Source organism: Amycolatopsis sp. NPDC004772 (assembly GCF_053601215.1).
Genome location: NZ_JBSGBK010000007.1, coordinates 121431 through 140109, shown reverse-complemented (window position 1 = coordinate 140109; position 18679 = coordinate 121431). Strand labels below are relative to the sequence as shown.

Sequence of the window (18679 nt, the reverse complement as noted above, 5' to 3'; positions counted from 1 at the left end):
CCGGCCCACCACCAGTACGCCCCGCCCGCGACTGCAAGCACCGCGAAAGTGACGGTCAGGGCAGCGACCCGCCTCGTTCTCCACCACGCGTTCATCGCCTTCAGCCTCGATTAGGTTCACTTGCAAAGGGCCCGCCACACAGCGACAAACTGTGCCGGCGACTGCGCAGTCGCCCACACCGTAAATGCTGTTACAGATAGGTGCTCTACGATCAGACACAGGCACCCGTACGAGCAAGCTGCCAGGCAACGGGCTGGCATCGGCAAGGTCACGGATTCCCGACATCTCTCCGCCACGGTAACGGCGACCGATCGGCAGGCGACTGGCGTTTACCTGGCTCGATCGGAGGTGCGCCATGACATTGGCAGATCACATTATCGAAACGGGGCGAAATGGTGACCTCTCCGGCGACACGACCGAGGAGACCATCAAGGCCATCGTCGACCGCGTCGCTGGCGGATCCCACGTCGTACTGCATTTTCACGGCGGCCTGGTGTCCCGCGAAAACGGCCTGAAGGTCGCTGCGAACCTCCTGCCCGTATACGACGCAGCCGGAGCCGACCCAGTCTTCTTCGTCTGGCAGAGCGGCCTGCTCGAGACCCTGGAGCACAACGTCTCGGAGATCCTGACCGAAGACCTCATGCGTACGGCGTTGGTCAAGGTCACGAAGTTCGTACTGGCCAAGTTCGGCCAGGACGACGGCGCACGGACCGCCGGTGGGTTGACACCGGAACGCGAGAGCGTCGTCTACTCACGACTTCGTCCCGTCCTGAAACCCGCGATCGACCTACCGGCTGCACCAGAACTCGACGACTACCGATCGGCGACGACGGAACTGAGCGACGCCGAGAGTGCGGGCGATCGAGGCAGAACTGAGCCTCGATGCCGATCTCGCCCACGCCACCGACCAGGTCCTCGCCGGTCATCTTCCGGAGCAGGTCGAGATCGGGTCGCGGTCGGCTGGCCGGGTCCGCGGCTCCACGACGTCGCTCATCGATCCGTTGGTCCTGAACGAACTCGCGGGTGAACAGGGCGCTCGATCAGCGGCAACGATGATTTACGTCGCGAAGAAGTGCGTCCAGATCATCGCCCAGGTGATCAAACGCTTCGTCCACCACAACGACCATGGCGTGTACCCGACGATCGTCGAGGAAACCCTTCGTGCGTTCTACCTCGCGAATGCCGGCGGGGCCGTCTGGAACGCCATGAAGAAGGAGACCCAGGACACGTTCGGCCGGCAAGAGGGTGGCACCATCCGCGGAGGCCGGTACTTCCTGGACCAACTCGCGAAGCGCATCGGCAACGGGCCGGGCCCGCGGATCACGCTGGTCGGCCACAGCACCGGAGCTGTCTTCATCGGCGAGTTCCTGCGAAACGTCGCCAGCCTGCCCGACCCCGGCTGGCGGGATACCGCAAAGTTCCGGATCGTCCTCGAAGCCCCCGCTGCCACATACACACATTTCGCAGGCACGCTGAAGGCCGCGGAATCGCAGATCTCGGACTTCCTCATGTTCACCATGGACGACCGGCACGAACAAGCCGATCACTTGCTTGGCCCGTTGTACCCGCGGTCGCTGCTCTACCTGGTTTCGGGTCTGCTTGAGCGCGACGCCAACGGTGACTCTTCCGTCGAGCCGCTCGTCGGGCTGGCCCGCTACCTCCAGCCAGCTCCGGTCATCCCTGGAGAGGTGGCCGACTTCCTGTCGCAGCCTGGCCACGTCGTTTACTCCCCCAGTCCAGCCGACGCACCGGCCGGAGCTCGGAGTGCTGCCGACCGCCACAGCGAGTTCGACGACGATCCCCTGCTCCTCGCCAGCCTCGCGACGTTCCTGGCATGGCCATGAACGCCCACCACTACGCCCTGGTTGTCGGCATCGGACGCTACCCCGGCCTCAGCGATCTCCTCGCCCCGGTCAACGACGCCCGCGCCTTCCACGCGTGGCTGACGGATGGCGAGGGCGGCAACCTTCCCGAAGAGAACGTCGAAGTCGTGATCACGCCGGAGGACGCGACAGCCATGACGTCGTCCGACACCGCGACACCGGTCAAGGACCAGATCGACCGCGCGCTGGGCAGCCTCCACGCCAAAGCCATCGGCGCGATCGACCGCGATCCCGATCGCTGGGCTGCCTCACGGCTCTATCTCTACGTCGCCGGCCACGGGATCATGCCCGACCGGTCGGAGAGCACCGCGCTCCTGATGGCCAACTTCGACCAGCAGCGCGACTTTCTGCACAACATCGACCTCGGCCAGTACCTCGCCTGGTACGCACGCTGTGCCCCGGTCAGCGAGGTGGTGGCCTTCGCGGACTGCTGCCGCTCGTGGAAGGGCTCGGCAGAGGGCATGCCCCCGCCGTTCAGCCGGTGCGGCCGTCCGCTGGCCACCGTCAAGCAGATGGCGTGCTACGCGTCGGCGCCGGATCACGTGGCCTACGAGGAAACCGACGAGAACATCCCGCCGGCCCAGCGTCGTGGTTACTTCACCAGATCTCTCATCGCCGCGCTGAAGGAGGCACCGGTCAACGAGGAAGCCGGCGGAATCACGTCCGTCACCATCGCCCCCTACCTCAAGGAGGCGGTCCGCAAAGCCACCGCGACTCGCCACAGCCCGCAGACGGTTCAGGTCATCACGGATGCCGCGAGCCCAATCCTGCTCGCCTCGCCGCCATCGAGGCCACCTCTGCACTCGGTCCGGCTCAGATTCCCGGACGGCTACCGCGGCAAGGTTGACCTGTTCCAGCCAAGCGGAGCGGTTCAGACATGGGATGTGGTCAACGACGAACCCGCCGTGCTTCACCTACCGCCCGGGTATTACGCCGTCTTCGTCTCTAACACTTATCAAGGAACCCCCTTCCGCAACGACGGCAAGTTCTCAGTGCTCAGCGAATCGGCCCGGGACGGTGATGGTCTTGATGTCCAGCTCTGAACCCCACGAGGGCGACCTTCACATCGAAAGTCGACCGGAAGGAGCCCTGCTGAACGTCGTCGACGCTCAGTTCCGGCAGGTCGTGACCGGCATCAGCACCTTGGACATCCGAGTACCCGTCGGGGTCTACCGCATCTCGGCGCGCATCGGGATCAACACGACATCGCGCCTGGTGTTCGTCGAGCCGGGCGACAACCGGAAACCTGAGCTGCTCGAGGTGGGCTTTCTGCCTCCCAGCCCGGTTTCCGGAACGCCGGACCCCGACATGCACGGCGAGTTCGTGAACGAGCAGTCCGTCAGGCTCTCATACAGCGACGGCCCCGAGTCCGCCCTCATGATCATCCTGAGAGGATTCGACGACCTGACGCTCCTTGAGGAGATGGGCCTGTCTCTGCTGTCCCGCCTGCATGAAGACCTGACCGCCGCCTTTACATGGGTCGCCAGGCCTTCGATCGCTGTGGCTCGACTCCGGTTGCCCACCGGCGGGTACATCCTGCGCAGTCAACCAAGGGGCGAGACGCCGCCCTGCGACCAGACGGTGTGGCTCTGCCCCGGTTGGCAGACTCTGTTGTTCATCCCTTGCATCGACGATCGACCCGACGTCGACGCCATGTCGATCCACATGGCGAAACTTGACGAGACGGGCTGGGAACCCAATGCCCCGGGAAACGCTGCAGCCGAGCTCGCCTTGGCTGATCTTCGGACCGGGTTCGCGACCGCCACCCTCGCTATGGCCGAGGACCGCTACGGCCGTTACGCCAGAAATCCCATGGTTCGGCTGCTCGCGATGCACGCTTTGGTCGCCCGCGGCGCAGACCTCGCCGAGCTGGCTTCCGAGATCGATACCCTCTACAAGGAACTCGGCGAGCACCCGGATGTCCTGGCACTCGTCGCAGCGCTGGCTCTGCAGATCGACCGGCCATCCAACGTGTCCGTGCTATGGCCGCCCATGCTGACCTCCTCCTACCGCCGCTGCCTGCTGCCCTCGGACCGCAAGGAGGATACGGTCCTTCCTGCAGGCAGTCCGGCCGAGCACGTAGCCGCATACGCGAGATTCCGTGAGCCTTGGCTGCGCTGGCAGTCCACCGAAGAAATCACGGATCCGACCAAGGCCGTCTCCATCCGTCCTGAGCATTGGCAGCTTGGCATCGCTCCGCCACCGGCGCCGGCGATCGCCCGCGTCCGCGCCTACCTTGACGAAGTGGCGGAGTTCGACGACACCAGCATCGCCATTGCCGCTTCAACGCTCGGCGAGACGGAACTCTCCCGACGCCTGCACTACCCCAGGACGTTGGTACGAGCCGTCCTACAGGAAGGCTCCACCGGGACCGGCACGGCTGCCGCCGCAAAACCTATACCCGCCCATGACCGGGCCGGCTCGCGCGGCCATCCTGGAAATTGGTAGTTGGTCAATCCGCCTTGCGTGGACGGCCGCCACCGGCGCCTTGGCCTGGCCGCCCTGCCTCCCACTGCTCGATCTCGCTTCGGCGATCAGGTGACCAGCCGGGCGTCCGGCCGATGATCACGTCCGGCTCCGGGAACGGGTGCGAGTCGGCGTAGCGGGAGCGCCAGTTCGCCACAGCGCGGTGGCTGACGTTGAACCAGGTGCCGATCTCCACCATGTCGGCGTAGCGGAAGGTCGCGCCAGCCGGTGCGGCCGGGCCGTCCGTGATCTGCCGCTCGACGTGCTCCACGTCGGGAAGTTAGCAGGGATGAGCAGGTCACCGCGGTATTCGGCGTCGCGGCGCGTCGGCCACGACCAGGTCAGAGCTTCTTGATGAAGTCGAGCAGCTTCACCCCGTTGTTCAGGCTGTCCAGCTCTTCGAGAAACCGGGCTCGGCGAAGACGCGCCTCATCCGCCCAATGCGGGTGCGCGAGGACGTCTCCGACGTAGAGGAAGACCCGCGGACCGAGGCCCCAGATCATGCTGTTGACGGCGGCCGCCGCGATCGCGAGGTCGTCGACGTCGGCACCGAACCACACCATGTCGGCCGGGTCGAGGCCTCGGCTGCGGACGACAGCAGCGGCGGCGCGCAAGAGCCCGCCGGTGCCGACGGCGTCGTCGCAGAACGACCGCCCGGGCTCGAGATCGTCGAGCGCGACGGCGGTCAGCGCGCACGCGATGTCGCCGGGGGTGTACATCTGCGCGTTGACCTTCGCGGCTGTCCGGGATCGCAGCGCACCGAGAAGCGGGCCGAGCACGTCGCAGTCGAAGCGGCGCTCGGTGGCGGTCAGGTCGAGTTGCCCGGCGCGCAGCGCGGCATCGGCGGTCGCCTTGATCCGCTGCCGCAGCGCCTGATCGTTGTCGGCGAAGAGCCACCCCAGCAACAGGTACACCGACTCCGCGAGGTCCGGGCGGCGACTGAAGGTCACGGCCCAGACGGTGCGGGCGATGTCGAGAGCATCCCCTCGGCCACGTGGTCGGCCCGGTCGACGAGCAGTCCGCCGGCCGCGATGGTCGCCACGATTCCCAGCGGCACCTCGGGCCGATCGGCGCCGCCACCCCGATGCCAGGCGGAGGCAACCTCGACGGCGAGGGTCAGGGCGTGGGCCTCGGCGTTGATCGGGTTGCTCGCTGACGCCTTGCCCGAACGGTGCTTGCGGATCTTCATCTTCAGACTCCTCAATCCTTGTTGACTTAGTACTCAAGGTTTGTCTACCGTAAACCGCGAGCACTTCGTACACAAGGTTTGCAGGAGGAGCTGTAGCCCCGATGAACGTCCCGGAATCACCCAGCTGGTCGCCCCCACCACCGCGGCAACTGCCCGCCCTTCGCGAGCACCTGGCCGACTATCTCCTGACCCCGGCCGCCCACCTGCACACGGCAGAGGCTCTGCGCCGCCAGCGCGGGACGCTACGTCCCGTCGTGAAGCCGGACCTCGGCGCGCGGCTCCTGCTCGACGACGAGCACCAGCGGCTCAGCCAGGCACAGCTCTTCTACGTGACCCCCGACATCACGCGTCTCGTTCGTCAAGCGGCGCCGAGCCTGCGAGACCACTGGGACATCCAGCCGCAGGACATCCCGGCGTCGACGGGGTTCATGCTGTTCGCCGAGCCGCTGGCCGAGTACGTCCGCGAGGACGGCAAGCGCATCGACATCGTCGCCGTGTCCTGGGGCGGGACCGAGCTGCTCTCCTCGGACACCGGGGGGCTCTGGGTCTCTTTCTGGAGTGTCACCGACTTCGCGGCGATCAAGCGGCTGGCTCGGTGGATGGGAGCGAGCACTGCTGAGGCCGAGCTGACAGCCCACCAGCAAAACGCCGAGCTGACCTGGGACAACGAGATCTACATGCCGTGGGGCGCGACCTCGGCCTCGTTGGAGCCTGCCCCGGATGGCCGAGTGATTCAGCCCGACCAGATCGCCGCCGCCGAGACGACGATCGGGTGGCTGCAGACCGTTCACGCCGGCTGGATCTTCTGCACGCCGAACACGTTGACGAAAACCACAGAAGAGCACCTCCCCCGGACTCAGCGCGTCCGCGCCGAACGGGCGGGTTACAGCGCCACGCCGGTCAGGGTGGTCTCGGTGAGTCGCAAGGCCTCTTCGCGATCGGCTCATCGCGGCGAGCCATCGGGACGGACGGTGAGTGTCCGGTTCCCGGTCGCGCCGTTCATCCGTCGCCAGGCTTATGGCCCGGGCAGGACGCTGCGCCGGTTGACGCCGATAGCCGGACACTGGCGCGGGCCGGTCGACGCGCCGGTCCGCATCACCAAGAAGGTGAACTTGGTCGACACGCCACCGACCCGCACCAGCGAATAGCCGTCAGCTCGCCGGATGCACGGGCAGCCAGCCGCCATCGATGCGCAGGTCCGAGCGGGCGGCTTCGACGAACGCGGTGATCGCGTGGTCCAGCCGACGGCGGCCGAAATCGTCGTCAGGCCGAAGCCGCTCGTCGACGTTGCCGCCGAAGCCCGGCCGGCTGGACGCCTGGATAGTCCGGACGGTGTCGACGACAGCTCGAGCCGCGGTCAGCAGCCGCTCCAGCGACGCATTGATCTCCTCGCCGCAGAAGAACGCAGCCTGCATCGCCGAGTCCTCAAGGGCGTCGAGCACCGGTGAGGGATCGACGGCGTCACGTCCCCGCCAGACTGGCAGCCGGCAAAGCCGGTGAGCCGCGGCGTAGATCGCGGGGAACAGCTGGCCCTTGCGTTGCAGGACGACGTAGCGGTCGGCGCCGCCGTCGAGTACCGGATCCACGGTCAGGGGAGGTCGTAGCCGAGGTTGTTCGCGACGTCGTCGACGAAGTCCTCCCCCGCGACGCCCGGGTCGTTGTCCTGGACGTCCCAGGCCGCGTCGTCGATCGCGTCGCCGCCCTCGGTGAGCGCGGTCGCGACGATGTCGACCAGTTCGCGGGCGTGCGGGGTGTCCAGGTCGAACCGCTGCGCGGCGGAAGTCGCGGCCTGGTCGAGTTCGTCGTCGGAGTATTCGTACACGGTTTCCTCCGTGGCAGAGCCGAGTTCGGACGCAGGAGTCACGTCCCCGCCGCGCCGGGTTGATTCACCGCGAGCACGAGCCGCACTTCGGCGCCTCGCCAGGCGTTCCGATCGGTGGCCGCGGCCGGGCGGTAGTGCCACCTCGGGTGGTTCGAACACGCCAGTGAGCGCCGGCAGTGGCACGTCTCCGTCTGCCACCAGCCGCTGGCAGAATCCGCAGCCGTACGTCCTGCGGTGCCGCGACCGGGCGGACATCGGCTGCGGCTTGAACGCGGCCGATGACTTCGGCGATCGTCGAGCCGTGCACGAGGAGGTGGCCGTGGGCTTCCAGGTGGTCGGCGACCCACTCCACGGCCGCGATTTCCGGCGCCTCGTCTTCGTGTCGCATCGTCCATCACCACCGCATCGCCCGGGTTATCGCCAGAGACACGCACCGGCCGTGACGGGGCAGATTCAGTCGCTGTCGAGCGCTTCGACCTCGGTCCGCTGTTCGAGCGACAGCGTGGTCATCCAGGTGTCGAAGTCCTGCAGCATCGCGAGTTCGGTGCCGCGAGCGGACTGGACCCGCGCATGCTGCCCGGTGACCAGTTCGAGGTCGAGGCCGCCATCGATGGCTTGAACTGCTGTGACGTGCAGGGCACGCCGGCGGGCGATCGAGAGGTCGAACACCGGGAGGCCATCCTGGACGCTGGCGGAAGCCACGAGCGGTCGAATCCAGATCACGGCGGGATCGGCGGGGTTCCGGCGAGCGTGCCGAGCGAGTGCGGCACGGAACACCTCCTGGTCGTCCTCGGTGACGATGAGTTCAGCACCGGGCAGGTCGTCGGTGGCGTCTTCACCGCGGCCGGCGAGCAACTCGTTCAGCGCGGTCCAAAGCTGGTCGGCAGTCGGCTTGCTCATACGGTGACGACCTCCTCGACCGGCTTCCCTGCGATGGCGGTGAGGCCCTTGGCCTGCAACATCGTCCGGATTTCATCGCGCTGGGAGGTGTTGCTGCACAGGATGCGGCTCGGGCCTTCCGGGCCGAGGAGGTCGATGCCGTCGGCGAACATCACCTCGTTGCTCGAGTTGGCGAACTTGGCGATCTTGAACGGGTCGCGGGTCGACTTCGCGTACTGACCGGCTTTGGCCGGGTTGACCACTCCGTAGGTGTCGGCGTTGGCACCGTAGTAGTCGGCGCGGGCGAGCAGCCGTCCCGGTTGATCCCAGATCAGCTTCGGTCCGGAATCCAGTGACGATGTCGGCAAAACGCGCAGGAACACCGAGCTCGCGCCGCCGGTGAGCTTGTCAGCTTCCTCGCTCTTGCCCACACCCACGTGGGTGCCCATCGTCGTCCGACGCTCGGTGGACGCCAGGACACCGGTAGCCAGCATGGCCTTCAGGCCGGTGTACGAGGTCGAGTGGACCAGAGATCGGCCGGCGACCGCGCTGCTGAGCTTGCCCGCGGAGTTGCCGACGTCGAACCGGGTCCAGGTCAGCCAACCCGCCGAACGCCGCGGCGCCGGGTCGTAGCCAGTGCTGGCGGCGAGCGCGTCACCGTCGGCGAAACCCGTGGCCTTGGCGACGGCTTCGCGGAGAACCTGCACCTTCGCCGGCAGCGCTCGCGTGTGGGCTTCGAGCTGGATGTTCTTGGCGAAGTCGGCCAGCTGCGGGCCGGTCATGCCGACCGCTTCGTGGGAGCGTTCGTGAAAGATCTCCTGCCGGACCATCTCCTCGATGTGCTGGCCGGTGGCGTGCGCGGCAGCGACTTCGGCACGCTTCTCCAGGCTTTGCGCGGTGATGTTGGCGGTGAGGTAGGTGTACTCGCCCTCGTCGCGGGTCATCGGCCGGTTGGCCAGGTTGAGCTGTCCGAGCCGCGCGACGAGTTCAGGGCCGTGGCCCTCGCCCGCAGGTGCGATGACTTCGAGACGTCCGCGCAGCGAGTACTCGGTCGTCGCCGGGTCGTTGACGCCGTAAGGCCGGTAGACCGCCTGGTAGCCATCCCCAAGGTCGATGGCGTACTCCTTGCCGAGGACGTTGGTCGTGCGGGCCCCGTCCCAGCTAGCTTGCCCGGTGGTGGTGTCCAGTTTCGGCTTGATCCGGGTCGCGCCGCGGAGCACGGCGACCGCGCCAGCGGCCCCGTCGGGTGGCGACGCCGGGACCATGACGGTGACCAGCTCAGTGCCTTCGTGCAGGAACGGTTTGACCTGGGCGACCGGCGTTCCGGTCGCGACGGCGTGCTGCACGGCCTGGAGCTGGGCGGCGTAGTGATCGAGCATGGCTTTCTCGACCGGCGAGGCCGCGTCGCCGAGACCTTGAACGGCGGTTTCCGCAGCGTCAATCTTCTTCGCGGTCGTCGCTGGCGCCCCCTGCTCGGCGGTGAGGGTGCCGTTGGCGATGTGGTGGTTGACGCTCTTGGCCGCGGTGATGATCTTCTCGGCCAGCTTGTGCTGTTCGTCGATGGGCAGCCGGCCGGTGACCTGCTGCTCGACCTGCGTCGGCACCAGGTTCGGGTCGATGTCGAGTGCGTCGAGCAGCTTTGCTTCGGCGTCTTCGTCGACGCGGGCGTGCAGCACGGTACGGGGACCGTTCGCGCTGTGGTAGCTGACCAGCGTGGCCGTCGAGGCGTCCAGATCGGCGCCCCCGACGAGCACGGGCTCGCCGTAGGCGTGTCCGACATCCGGAGTCAGCGGGATCGGGGTGACCGGTTGTTGCCCCGGTTCGGTGGCGATCGGCTCGTCGATGACTGCCAGCGGCTGTTCGTCGACTTCGACGGGGTCGCTCCCCGCCGGCCGGGGTGATCGCGTACGTGGTGTGGGTGGTTTTGGCGTTGGTGCCCATCACGTCTTGCCGAGGTGCGCCAGGGCGGTGGCGGTAGAAATCTTCAGGTCCTCCGTGAAGAACTTCACGAAGTCGCGCCGCAGGGTCTTCTTGCGCTCGACGGCGTAGTCCAGAAAGGACTCGGCGATCTGGCCGGTGGTGACGGCTGCCTCCGGGATGCCTTTCGCCTTCGCGGCACGAGCACGCATCGGCGCGACCCAGGTCAGCTTCTGTGCGGCACCGGCGTGGGCGACGGTGTGGAGCATGGCGCGCCATTCGGCGTCGGGCACGGACTCGAGCCGGCGGATGACCGAGTGCGCCGCGGCCGGATTGACCTGCACGCCCGGCCCGAGTTTGCCGGCCAGGTGAGCGTCGTAGACCTGGTGATAGACGGCCGTGGTGCTGGGGCGGTAGCCGAGCTTGAGCTTGTCGCGGCCGAAGTTCTTGAACGACTGGCCCTGGTCGATGGGCACGAGCCCGCCGGCATTCGTGCGCAGGACGTTGCCCTGGTGGGGATCGTGGTTGCCCAGCGCCCAGCTGGTGACGTGCAGCCGGACGATCTCGTCGACGTCGGCTTGCGACCAGCTCGACGCGGTACCCGCGATCGGTTTGGCCCCGGTGAGCAGGGGCTGCACGCTGACGGGCTTGCCATCGACTTTGGTCGCGTAGACCGGGACGACGGGAAGGCCGGCGCGGGCGGCGAGCCGGGAAGCCGCGGCTTCGGTCTGGGTGATGGCGCCCGCGTGCGGGGTTCCTTCCTGCTTGGCCAGCCACGTCGTGCCGTCCGGTCCGGTGTGGAGGGTCTTCGGATGGGTGCCGCCGAGATTCGCCGGTGTGCCCGCCCCGAAGCCCCAGGCCGCAACGACGGCCGGATCCAAGGCCTTGGGGATGACGGCGTGGGCGGCCGAAGCCTGCTGCAGAGCGGCGACGAGCTGAGCGTGCTGCATCCCGAACCGGCTCAGACGCTTCGGAGGGTCCGGGGACGCTTTCGGCACCGGAGCCGGCTTCGCGGGAGTTTTGAGCGTGCCCTTGACAGCGCTGACCGTCGCGGTTGAGGCCTTCAGGTGGCCCTGCAGCAGCTTCCCGAGCGTCGACTTGGTCGCCGCTGCAGCCTCGGCCGACGTCACGATGCCGGCACCGGCGACGAACTTCCGCAGGTCGCCGACCTTCTGGCCGTCGGCCCAGGCGAGCACCTTCGCCTGGCCGGCGTGCAGAACCGCCTGGTTCAGCGGAGCCGGTTCGAAGGTGTCCCATGCCGTGGCGGCGGCGTGCACTTCGGCAATCGCCCGCAGCTGCGGCACCAGCGCACCGGCGTTCACCTGGTCGACCGGGCCGGCGTCGAGGGTGGCGGTGGCCTCGGCGGCGCAGGTGGCGGAGTGCGCCAGCATCGCCGACCGCTCGGCGACGACGCCGGCGATCTCCTGCCGCTCGGCCGCCGGCGTGGAGGCGCGCAGCACCTGCAGGACTTGGTGGGCGTCGAGAGTCTGCAGCTGCGGATCGGCGATGTGCCCGCCGTGTTTCCCGGTCGCCACCGCGGCACTCAGCTGCAGCGGGGTGACGGCTCCCAGGAGCTCGTCGACGTGGTGACGGGCCGCCGCGGTCGCGACGCCGAAGTCCTGAGCCGGGTCGACGCTCTGCGCGGTGGCGATCCGGTTTTCCCAGTGCACCAGCGCAGCGACCAGCTCAGGCTCGGCGGCGGCGCCTTGCTTGGCGACCGCGGCTGCGGCAGCGTCGAAGTCGCCCTGCACCTCGGCGAGGTCGGCTTCGGTCGCCGCCCACCCCTTGAACCCCTCGGGCAACGCCGAGGCGGTCGCCGAGAGATCCCACTCGGCGAGCGTTTTGCCGTTGATCGTCTGGCCGGCGCAGAGGGCGTCGTGGCGGGCCTGTGCGAGGGCCTGGATCTTCTTCTTGGCTTCGGCGTCGGCGGGGACGGAGGGATTCAGCCACACGGACAGGGGATGGGTGTCCTGCCCGCCGATCCCGACCAGCTCCGGATGCTCGAATCCCGATGCGGCGGCGATCTCGGCGAGTTGCCCGGGCTCGAGGTTTGCCAGGTACTGGGCGCTGAGTGCCTGGAGCTGCTCCTGGTAGGGCCCGGCGGCGGTGTCGGAGAGCTGGCTCCCGGCCGCGAGGGCCGTGCCGACCGCGGCGGAGAACACGCCATAGCCCTCGACCGGATCGCCGGGCAGGTCGATCGCCGGCGGTCCAAAGGGGTCTTCGGGGTCAACGCCGCCCGCCACGATCCCGGCGATGAACTGCAGATCGGCCTCCGCCGCGTCCGCGGGCTCCGCGGTGTTGGCGCAGACGGCGGCGAGGTGCTCGGCAAAGGCACCGGCGGGCGCGACGGTGTAGGCGGCGTGACCGGCTTTGGCGTTGGTCCCCATCGGCGGTCCCGGCTCAGTTCGCCGACCCGAGGACGTCGTCGACCTGCGCCCTCACCACGTCCCCGAGTGCTCCTTCGGCCGGCTCCACCCGCACAGCCGGAGCGACCGGCGTCTCGGCCCAGAACGCCATCCGGTCGGCGAACGTCGCCGGATCCGCGCCGGCAAGGCGTTCACGCCAGATCCGTCCGGCCACGGGTTCCCGCGGGATCCATTCGGCGAAGCTCTCCGGCTTCTCCGTCTCGAGGCCAACGACGCCGACAACCGTGACCGCGGCACCGTGTTCAGGCGACCAGGCCAGCAGAACCCAGACGTGCCGGGACATCAGGCACCTCCCCGGGTCGTGACGGTGCCGTGAGGAAGCAGCGAGGCCATGAACCGAACGGAGCGGGGCGAACGCGTCGGGAATGCGGGCGTGGACGTCCTGGCGGCCGTCGGCGGTCATCACGGCGCCGTGCAGGGCGTACTGCGCCGGGTTCTGGCTGATCACGACGAGCCGGTCACCGAGCAGGTCGAGCGCGGTCTCGATGCGATCCCGCCGCGACAGGCCGGTCAGGATCACCACGACGTCCGGTGGGAGGTTCCCGGCCAGCCAGGACAAGCCGGGCAGCGCCCAGGTCTGCCAGTTGTTGTTCTCCCGCACGGTTTGGACGTTGACCGCGATGGCGGCCGGCTCGGTCTCGGAGACCCAGTCGGCCTGCCGACGCAGGTCTTCGAGGCGGTACCAGTAGAGGTTCGGGACGGTCGGGATGCCGGCCTCGGCGAACTCGGCGGCGATGATCAGCGAGCGGCGCATGTTGATCAGGTGTTCGGCGCGGGGCCAGTTGCCGTAGATCGAGTAGTTCGGCGCCAGCATCAGCCCGAACCGCAGGGCCGCGATGCGGGCGATGAGGTCGTCGCGGTGCCGGGCGGTCCAGAAAGCCTCGACGAGCGGGTCCTCGCCGTATCCGCTGAGGACGGTCAGCGTGGTGTCCGGCACCTCGAGGACCTCTGCCGCGGACCGGCCGTCGCACCAGCGCGGGTAAAGCTCGTGGGTGCGGGGAGAAAACACCCGCCGCAGTCCGACCGCGTACGCCGGCCACCGCATGACCTCGTCGAGCTCGGCGACGCTGGAGCCGTCGACCTGCGGGATGAAGGCCGGCAGCGGCGTCGGCAGCGGGGTGGTGACGGTGAGGTCGTCGAATTCCAGTGTGCCGCCGACGTCGCGCATCCAGGCGTCGATGTCGGTGCGGGAGCCGCAGCGGATCGGGCAGGACCGGCAGTCGGTGCGGGCGCAGCCGCAGTAGGAGCAGTCGGAGTTGCAGCCGGAGCACAGCGGCGCGATGGCGACTGCAGGCTCGGCGTCGACGTACCAGGGGCAACGCCGGCAGTCGCAGCGCGCGGCCGGCGCATTGGGCATGCCGAGGAAGGTGCTCACGCGGTCCCTCCCTTGTGGATGACGTCGCCGAGCTGATCGAGCAGCAGCGCGACCGACCCCCGGTCGTGCTCCCCCAGCTCGGCGCCTTGGACCAGCGCGAGAAGCAGCTGGCGGAGGACGGCGAGAGCACGTTCGACGAGCCGGGTGTCGACCGCGGCGACCGGCGCCTCAGGCTTGGCGCGGAGCTTTTCGGCGCGAGCAGCGTCGGCTTGCTCCTGAACGCGCTCGGCTTCATCCAGGGCTTGCTCTGCGCTCAGCCCTTCATCAGCGCCGGCGGCAGCGAGGGCGGAGGGCAGCAGCCGGGTCCGGCCGGTGGCCTTCACCGCGGCCCAGATGTCGGCCGCGGCTTGCTCCCGGCCGCGACGCAGCTCGACAAACCGGATACGGGTGTGCAGCGATACCTTCGCCTCGTCCATCTCCTCGGCGACCTCGCGAGGCATCTCGGCGAACGCGCGGACCAGCTCGCGGGCCTTGCGCGGGCTCAGCTGCAGGCCGAGCCGGGTCAGTACCTCGGCCCACGGCGCGGCGCAGCCCTTGTCGCTGCCGCGGATGCGTTCCATCGCGGCGAAGCGGGCGATCGGGTCGTCGATCGCGTAGACCTCGGCCGGGACGGCGTGGCCGCCGGCCAGAAGCTTGCCGAGCAGGACGGCGCAGCGGTCGAGCACCAAGGCGGCGGCGAGCTCGCCCGGCCGCAGGCTCTCCCGGGCCAGGTTCTCCACGAGCTGCCAGATCCGTCGTTCCTCGTCCGACAGCGGGCCTGGGCAGACCACGGCGGGCAGCGCGGCGAAGTGCGGGTTGTCCGGCCGGTTGACCGCGCCCCACCGGCACGCGCGCAGCCGCCGCTCCCCCGCAGCCAGCTTCATCGCCGGATGCGTCCCGTCACCGGGATCGATCTCCTCGACCAGCACCGGCTGCAGGACTCCGACGCTGGCGATAGAGGAGATCAGGTCCGCGAGGTCCGCCGGCGTGGTGGCGTCGCCAGGGAGCCGCCCCTGCAACTCGGTGAACGGCGTGCCCTCGCCACGCAGCGGCAGCAGCGCGAACCGGCGTTGCCGCAACCGCGGTGATAACCCGAACTGCTGCACGACCTCCGTCATGACAGCCTGCCGAACACGCTCACCCACCGCGGGTCGCCCAGCAACGGCATCGCCACCGGCTCCAGCGGGCCTCGCGCCACCAGCTGGGGCAAGGTCGTCGCCACCAGGTCGACCCGCCCCGCGGCCGTGCTCACCAGGGGCATGGCCTGGGCATGGGCACGCAGGTCGGCGAGCCGGCGCTCGAGCACGGGCTGCTCGGCACCGGACAGGACGATCAGGACCCGCGGGAACCGGGGATACCGCTCCCGCCACGTCGGCTTACGACCCGATCCGGCTGGGGCGTGGTCGTGGTAGCGGATGTAGCCGACGAGCTTGCGGGCCAGCCGAGCGACCGGCATCGTCGCACGGTCCAGCTCGACGAACAACGTCCGCTGCGACCGCCTGCCAGCCTCCTCGAGCACGTAGTGCAGGACGGCGTCGGCGATCACGACCCCGCGCCGGTCGCCCGCGCGATCGCGGAATTGGTGGGCGGCCTCCGGCGTCCAGGACAACGGACCGCACTCGTCGCCGCGCTTCCGAGCCGTCTCGACGAACGCGAGACCGGTCTCGACGACATCGAGGGTGTGCTCCTGCAGCAGGTGCGCGACCGCGGTGCCCGGCAGCCGATACGCGCGTGCGTCGACCGTCCCGGCCGCCTCGATGGCCTCCGCTCCAGCCGGGGTGACGTGCCAGGTGCGGGGCCGGTGCTCCCGCGTGATCCTGTCGGCCAGCCCGGCGCGGCGCAGGCCGGCGAGCTTCGCGCGCACGGTGACCGGGGACAGCGTCGGAGCCACCAGCCGCCGGACTTGCTCCGTGGACATCAGCCGGTGCCAGTACAAGACGGTCAGGGCCTCGCGTTGGAAGACGTCCACGATGATCACTCCACGCTCGAGGTCAGGTCGATGCCGGCGCCGCTGCCCCGAGTCGGCGGACGTCCGCGGCGTGGCGGCGGGGCCGGCCGCTCGGCCTGCAGGGCGGCGAGGATCCGGTCGTCAAGGTCCTCGAGCTCGTCGAGGACCTCGCCGATCGGACGACGGGCGAGGTTGGCGTCGAGGGCCTGGTCGACGTCGTCGTTCCACTCGGGGTGGAAGTGCTCGGCGAACTCGTCGTCGACGTGCAGGCCGCGGATCTTGAACGGCGTCGTGCGCTGGCCGCCGAGGGTGACGGTGACGACGTGGTGGAACTGCTCCAGCTCGGTCACGGTCGCTGGCTGGACCAGTCCGCCGAATTCGCGGGCCACGGTGCGGGCGCCGTCGATCGCGGCGGCCGACGTCATCAGCAGCGACTGATTCTGCAGCAGCGCCCTGCGGGTCTCGGCGGCGAGCCGGTCGGGCATCTGGTTCATCGCGTGCAGCGCGACGCGGTACTTGCGCAGCTGCTCGAGGATCGCGGCGAGGTAGCCGCGGGAGGCGCCGTCGACCGCGGCGAGCTCGTCGACGAAGGCGTCGCACCTGCGCCGCTGCTCGACCGGGGTGTCAGCGCGGGAGCGGCCGGCGCGGAACAGGTCGTAGATCATGAACGACGTGATCAGCTTGTTCGTCTCGCCGGTGCCGGTGGTGCAGACGAACACGATCCGCCCGGTATCCATCGCCCGCCGCACGTCGTAGGTCGTGGCCGAGGAGCCGAGGAACGCCGAGAGCGTCGGGCTGGTCCGCAGGCGGTTGACGATGTTGGTGACGACCGTGGTCGCGTCCGGGGCCAGCTTCGGGAACGAGTCCGTCCAGTACCGGCGCACGCTGGGCTTGAGCGTCGGCAGTATCGATTCGCGCCAGGTCTCGTCGTCCAGCAGCGTCGGGATCTGGAAGATCGTCGGCGCGCAGTCCGCCGGGAGCCGCATCGCGACGTAGCAGAGCGCCTCGCAGGCCTTGGTGAGGATCGACTTCGCCCGCGGCGCCGCGTCACCCCAGCCGAGCGCCGCGGCGAACGACGTTACGACAGCGTCGACGCGGTCCTCGATGTCGGACTCGGTGAAGCCCTGCATGCTCAGCGGGTTCCAGCCGGGCAGGCGCTTGCTCCGGCCGCGGACGTCGAGGTTGACCTCCCACAGCCGTGTCCGCAACGCCGGGTCGGAGAGGTAAGGCTTGGCGCGTTTCCAGCCGTCGGCGTGAGGGTCGAGGAACCAGACGCCGCCGCCGAGCCGGGCGATCTCGATGGCCTGGGCCAGGGCTTCTTCGGTCTTACCGAAGCCTGCCTTGCCGAAGCGGGCGGAGAACAGCAGCTCGCGCAGGGGGACGCCGACCAGGCGTTCGTCGCCGTTGACGTCGGTGACGTACCCGAGCCGCACCAGCCCGGTCCCCGGCCGGTAGGTCGGAATCTCGCGCGGCGCGGGGAGCACCCAGCCGCGGCTGCGGGCGATCGCCGGCGACTGGCACCGGCCAGACGGCGGCTTCAGCAGGCCCGCGATCTCGCTGGTCGTCACGAGCGAGCCCGGCCGCGGCTTCGCCAGCCCAGTCCGGAATCGCCGGTCGAACAGCCAGCGCACTCCCGCGGTGTCCGCGCCGAAGTGCCAGCCGAGGACCCGCGGGCCGCGCACCCGCCAGTAGTTCTCGCCGCGGAAGATGTCGAATGCTCCGATGACGCTGCGCAGGTGCGCCTGCGCCCTACCCGGGATTTCCGAAACGCAGCGGATCAGGACCTGGACAGCGAAAACCGGCTCATCGGTCACGAACTTGTTCTTCACTCGCTGAGGCGAAGACATCGCATTTCGCGAACGCCCGGCTGCCTGAGGGCGGGCAGTGGGCAAGAACTCGCCAAGCAGTTCAGCGGCAAGGTCGGCGACTACGCCGAACGGCCTCATACCGTTTCCCCCGGAATGCGGCATGGCTCGACGAGCGAGGTGCCGGATACGCGCCGGCGTCAGCGGGATGAGATCAAGGCAGACCTGCACCGATTCACCGAGGTCGACGCGAATGTCACCAAGTGCGTTCGCCAGCGTCTGAAGTGGATCGTCCGGCCGAATCGGCAAGGCAGACAGCGGAAGATGCGCAGGCCGTGCCAGTACAAGCTCGGCTCGCGCCACGTGAGCGTCCGGCGAGGACGACTGACGATGCACGGCGGGTTCTCCTCCCACGAACGGTTTGCACCATCAGTCACGGGAGACATCGGCGGATTTGATGCAGTCGAGCGCGGGGCTGACTTTTCCTTTCCGGCGGTGTTGTGGATACACTCGCTGACAGAACATCGCAGAATCTGCAACTTGCAGGTGTTCCTGGACGCGCATCCATCCCGAGGAGCATTCAATGGCCCAGAAAGTCCTCGTCGAGATCCTCGACGACATCGACGGCACCCCCGCCGCCCAGACCGTGCAGTTCGGCCTCGACGGCGTGACCTACGAAATCGACCTCTCGGACGAGAACGCCGCCGCCCTGCGCGACGAGCTCGCCCGCTACATCGGCGCCAGCCGGCGCATCGGTGGTCGCAAGGTCCGCGTCGCCACGGGCCAGTCGACCGCGACCACCGCGTCCGACCGCGAGCGCAACCAGCAGATCCGCGCCTGGGCCAACACGAACGGCTACGAGGTCTCCGAGCGCGGACGTCTCTCCTCCGAAGTGGTCTCCGCCTTCGAGGAGGCCCAGGTCGCCGAGGCGGAAGCACCGGCGCCGCGGAAGCGCGCTTCACGCAAGAAGACCGCCGCCTGACCAGCAGA

17 protein-coding genes are annotated in these 18679 nt (G+C 68.9%); 5 read left to right on the top strand and 12 right to left on the bottom strand.

The window, feature by feature from the left end; all coding sequences use genetic code 11:
* Positions 1-851 precede the first annotated feature (851 nt).
* From ACWEF6_RS07080 to ACWEF6_RS07070, 3 genes are read left to right on the top strand one after another with little or no spacing between them, the layout of a single operon-like run.
* Positions 852-1844, top strand: coding sequence for a hypothetical protein (locus ACWEF6_RS07080; RefSeq protein WP_449682072.1), 993 nt, complete (start codon positions 852-854; stop codon positions 1842-1844).
* Positions 1835-2926, top strand: coding sequence for a caspase family protein (locus ACWEF6_RS07075; RefSeq protein ID WP_449682071.1), 1092 nt, complete (start codon positions 1835-1837; stop codon positions 2924-2926). The genes ACWEF6_RS07080 and ACWEF6_RS07075 overlap by 10 nt, the downstream gene beginning before the upstream one ends.
* Complete coding sequence (locus tag ACWEF6_RS07070) at positions 2913-4331, top strand: hypothetical protein (RefSeq protein WP_449682070.1); 1419 nt, start codon at positions 2913-2915, stop codon at positions 4329-4331. Before ACWEF6_RS07075 ends, ACWEF6_RS07070 begins: the two co-directional genes overlap by 14 nt.
* Positions 4332-4335: 4 nt before the next feature.
* Here the strand turns inward: ACWEF6_RS07070 and ACWEF6_RS07065 are convergent, their stop codons facing one another.
* The 3 genes from ACWEF6_RS07065 to ACWEF6_RS07055 all read right to left on the bottom strand — a co-directional run bounded on the left by ACWEF6_RS07065 (position 4336) and on the right by ACWEF6_RS07055 (position 5538).
* Positions 4336-4620, bottom strand: coding sequence for a hypothetical protein (locus tag ACWEF6_RS07065; protein ID WP_449682069.1), 285 nt, complete (start codon positions 4618-4620; stop codon positions 4336-4338).
* 70 nt (positions 4621-4690) lie between these two features.
* Positions 4691-5299: an N-6 DNA methylase gene (locus tag ACWEF6_RS07060; protein WP_449682068.1), complete on the bottom strand. Its 609-nt coding sequence runs from the start codon at positions 5297-5299 to the stop codon at positions 4691-4693.
* Positions 5296-5538: a hypothetical protein gene (locus ACWEF6_RS07055; RefSeq protein WP_449682067.1), complete on the bottom strand. Its 243-nt coding sequence runs from the start codon at positions 5536-5538 to the stop codon at positions 5296-5298. The genes ACWEF6_RS07060 and ACWEF6_RS07055 overlap by 4 nt, the downstream gene beginning before the upstream one ends.
* 101 nt (positions 5539-5639) lie before the next feature.
* Here ACWEF6_RS07055 and ACWEF6_RS07050 point away from each other — a divergent pair, with 101 nt between their 5' ends.
* The gene (locus ACWEF6_RS07050) at positions 5640-6686 is read left to right on the top strand and encodes a hypothetical protein (RefSeq protein WP_449682066.1); all 1047 of its coding nucleotides are present in this window, start codon (positions 5640-5642) and stop codon (positions 6684-6686) included.
* Between the two features lie 3 nt (positions 6687-6689).
* On the opposite strand, the gene ACWEF6_RS07045 is transcribed toward ACWEF6_RS07050, so the two are convergent.
* The 9 genes from ACWEF6_RS07045 to ACWEF6_RS07005 all read right to left on the bottom strand — a co-directional run bounded on the left by ACWEF6_RS07045 (position 6690) and on the right by ACWEF6_RS07005 (position 17698).
* Positions 6690-7124 (bottom strand): hypothetical protein, encoded by a 435-nt coding sequence (locus ACWEF6_RS07045; RefSeq protein ID WP_449682065.1) that lies wholly within the window; start codon positions 7122-7124, stop codon positions 6690-6692.
* A gap of 2 nt (positions 7125-7126) precedes the next feature.
* Complete coding sequence (locus ACWEF6_RS07040; protein ID WP_206796295.1) at positions 7127-7360, bottom strand: hypothetical protein; 234 nt, start codon at positions 7358-7360, stop codon at positions 7127-7129.
* A 453-nt stretch (positions 7361-7813) separates the two neighbouring features.
* Positions 7814-8260, bottom strand: coding sequence for a hypothetical protein (locus ACWEF6_RS07035; RefSeq protein ID WP_449682064.1), 447 nt, complete (start codon positions 8258-8260; stop codon positions 7814-7816).
* Positions 8257-9843 carry a hypothetical protein gene (locus tag ACWEF6_RS07030; protein WP_449682063.1) on the bottom strand — a complete coding sequence of 529 codons (1587 nt, stop codon included), beginning with the start codon at positions 9841-9843 and terminating at the stop codon, positions 8257-8259. Before ACWEF6_RS07030 ends, ACWEF6_RS07035 begins: the two co-directional genes overlap by 4 nt.
* Positions 9844-10179: 336 nt before the next feature.
* Complete coding sequence (locus ACWEF6_RS07025; protein ID WP_449682062.1) at positions 10180-12543, bottom strand: hypothetical protein; 2364 nt, start codon at positions 12541-12543, stop codon at positions 10180-10182.
* A 13-nt stretch (positions 12544-12556) separates the two neighbouring features.
* Positions 12557-13957, bottom strand: a complete 1401-nt coding sequence (locus ACWEF6_RS07020) for a DUF4417 domain-containing protein (protein ID WP_449682061.1) — start codon at positions 13955-13957, stop codon at positions 12557-12559.
* The gene (locus tag ACWEF6_RS07015; RefSeq protein ID WP_449682060.1) at positions 13954-15054 is read right to left on the bottom strand and encodes a ParB/RepB/Spo0J family partition protein; all 1101 of its coding nucleotides are present in this window, start codon (positions 15052-15054) and stop codon (positions 13954-13956) included. The genes ACWEF6_RS07020 and ACWEF6_RS07015 overlap by 4 nt, the downstream gene beginning before the upstream one ends.
* A complete protein-coding gene (locus ACWEF6_RS07010) occupies positions 15051-15905 on the bottom strand; it encodes a replication-relaxation family protein (protein ID WP_449682059.1) in 855 nt (284 codons plus the stop codon). Before ACWEF6_RS07010 ends, ACWEF6_RS07015 begins: the two co-directional genes overlap by 4 nt.
* Positions 15906-15910: 5 nt before the next feature.
* On the bottom strand, positions 15911-17698 hold the full coding sequence (locus tag ACWEF6_RS07005) for an ATP-binding protein (protein ID WP_449682058.1): 1788 nt from the start codon (positions 17696-17698) through the stop codon (positions 15911-15913).
* A 574-nt stretch (positions 17699-18272) separates the two neighbouring features.
* Between ACWEF6_RS07005 and ACWEF6_RS07000 the strand changes: the two genes are divergently transcribed.
* On the top strand, positions 18273-18671 hold the full coding sequence (locus ACWEF6_RS07000; RefSeq protein ID WP_449682057.1) for a histone-like nucleoid-structuring protein Lsr2: 399 nt from the start codon (positions 18273-18275) through the stop codon (positions 18669-18671).
* Positions 18672-18679: the final 8 nt, after the last annotated feature.

What these genes read in the sequence shown, in the direction of transcription:
- ACWEF6_RS07025 (WP_449682062.1), bottom strand. Translation starts at nt 12,543, where the DNA reads ATGGGGACCAACGCCAAAGCCGGTCACGCCGCCTACACCGTCGCGCCC.
- ACWEF6_RS07035 (WP_449682064.1), bottom strand. Translation starts at nt 8,260, where the DNA reads ATGAGCAAGCCGACTGCCGACCAGCTTTGGACCGCGCTGAACGAGTTG.
- ACWEF6_RS07000 (WP_449682057.1), top strand. Translation starts at nt 18,273, where the DNA reads ATGGCCCAGAAAGTCCTCGTCGAGATCCTCGACGACATCGACGGCACC.
- ACWEF6_RS07070 (WP_449682070.1), top strand. Translation starts at nt 2,913, where the DNA reads ATGTCCAGCTCTGAACCCCACGAGGGCGACCTTCACATCGAAAGTCGA.
- ACWEF6_RS07015 (WP_449682060.1), bottom strand. Translation starts at nt 15,054, where the DNA reads ATGACGGAGGTCGTGCAGCAGTTCGGGTTATCACCGCGGTTGCGGCAA.
- ACWEF6_RS07075 (WP_449682071.1), top strand. Translation starts at nt 1,835, where the DNA reads ATGGCCATGAACGCCCACCACTACGCCCTGGTTGTCGGCATCGGACGC.
- ACWEF6_RS07055 (WP_449682067.1), bottom strand. Translation starts at nt 5,538, where the DNA reads ATGAAGATCCGCAAGCACCGTTCGGGCAAGGCGTCAGCGAGCAACCCG.
- ACWEF6_RS07050 (WP_449682066.1), top strand. Translation starts at nt 5,640, where the DNA reads ATGAACGTCCCGGAATCACCCAGCTGGTCGCCCCCACCACCGCGGCAA.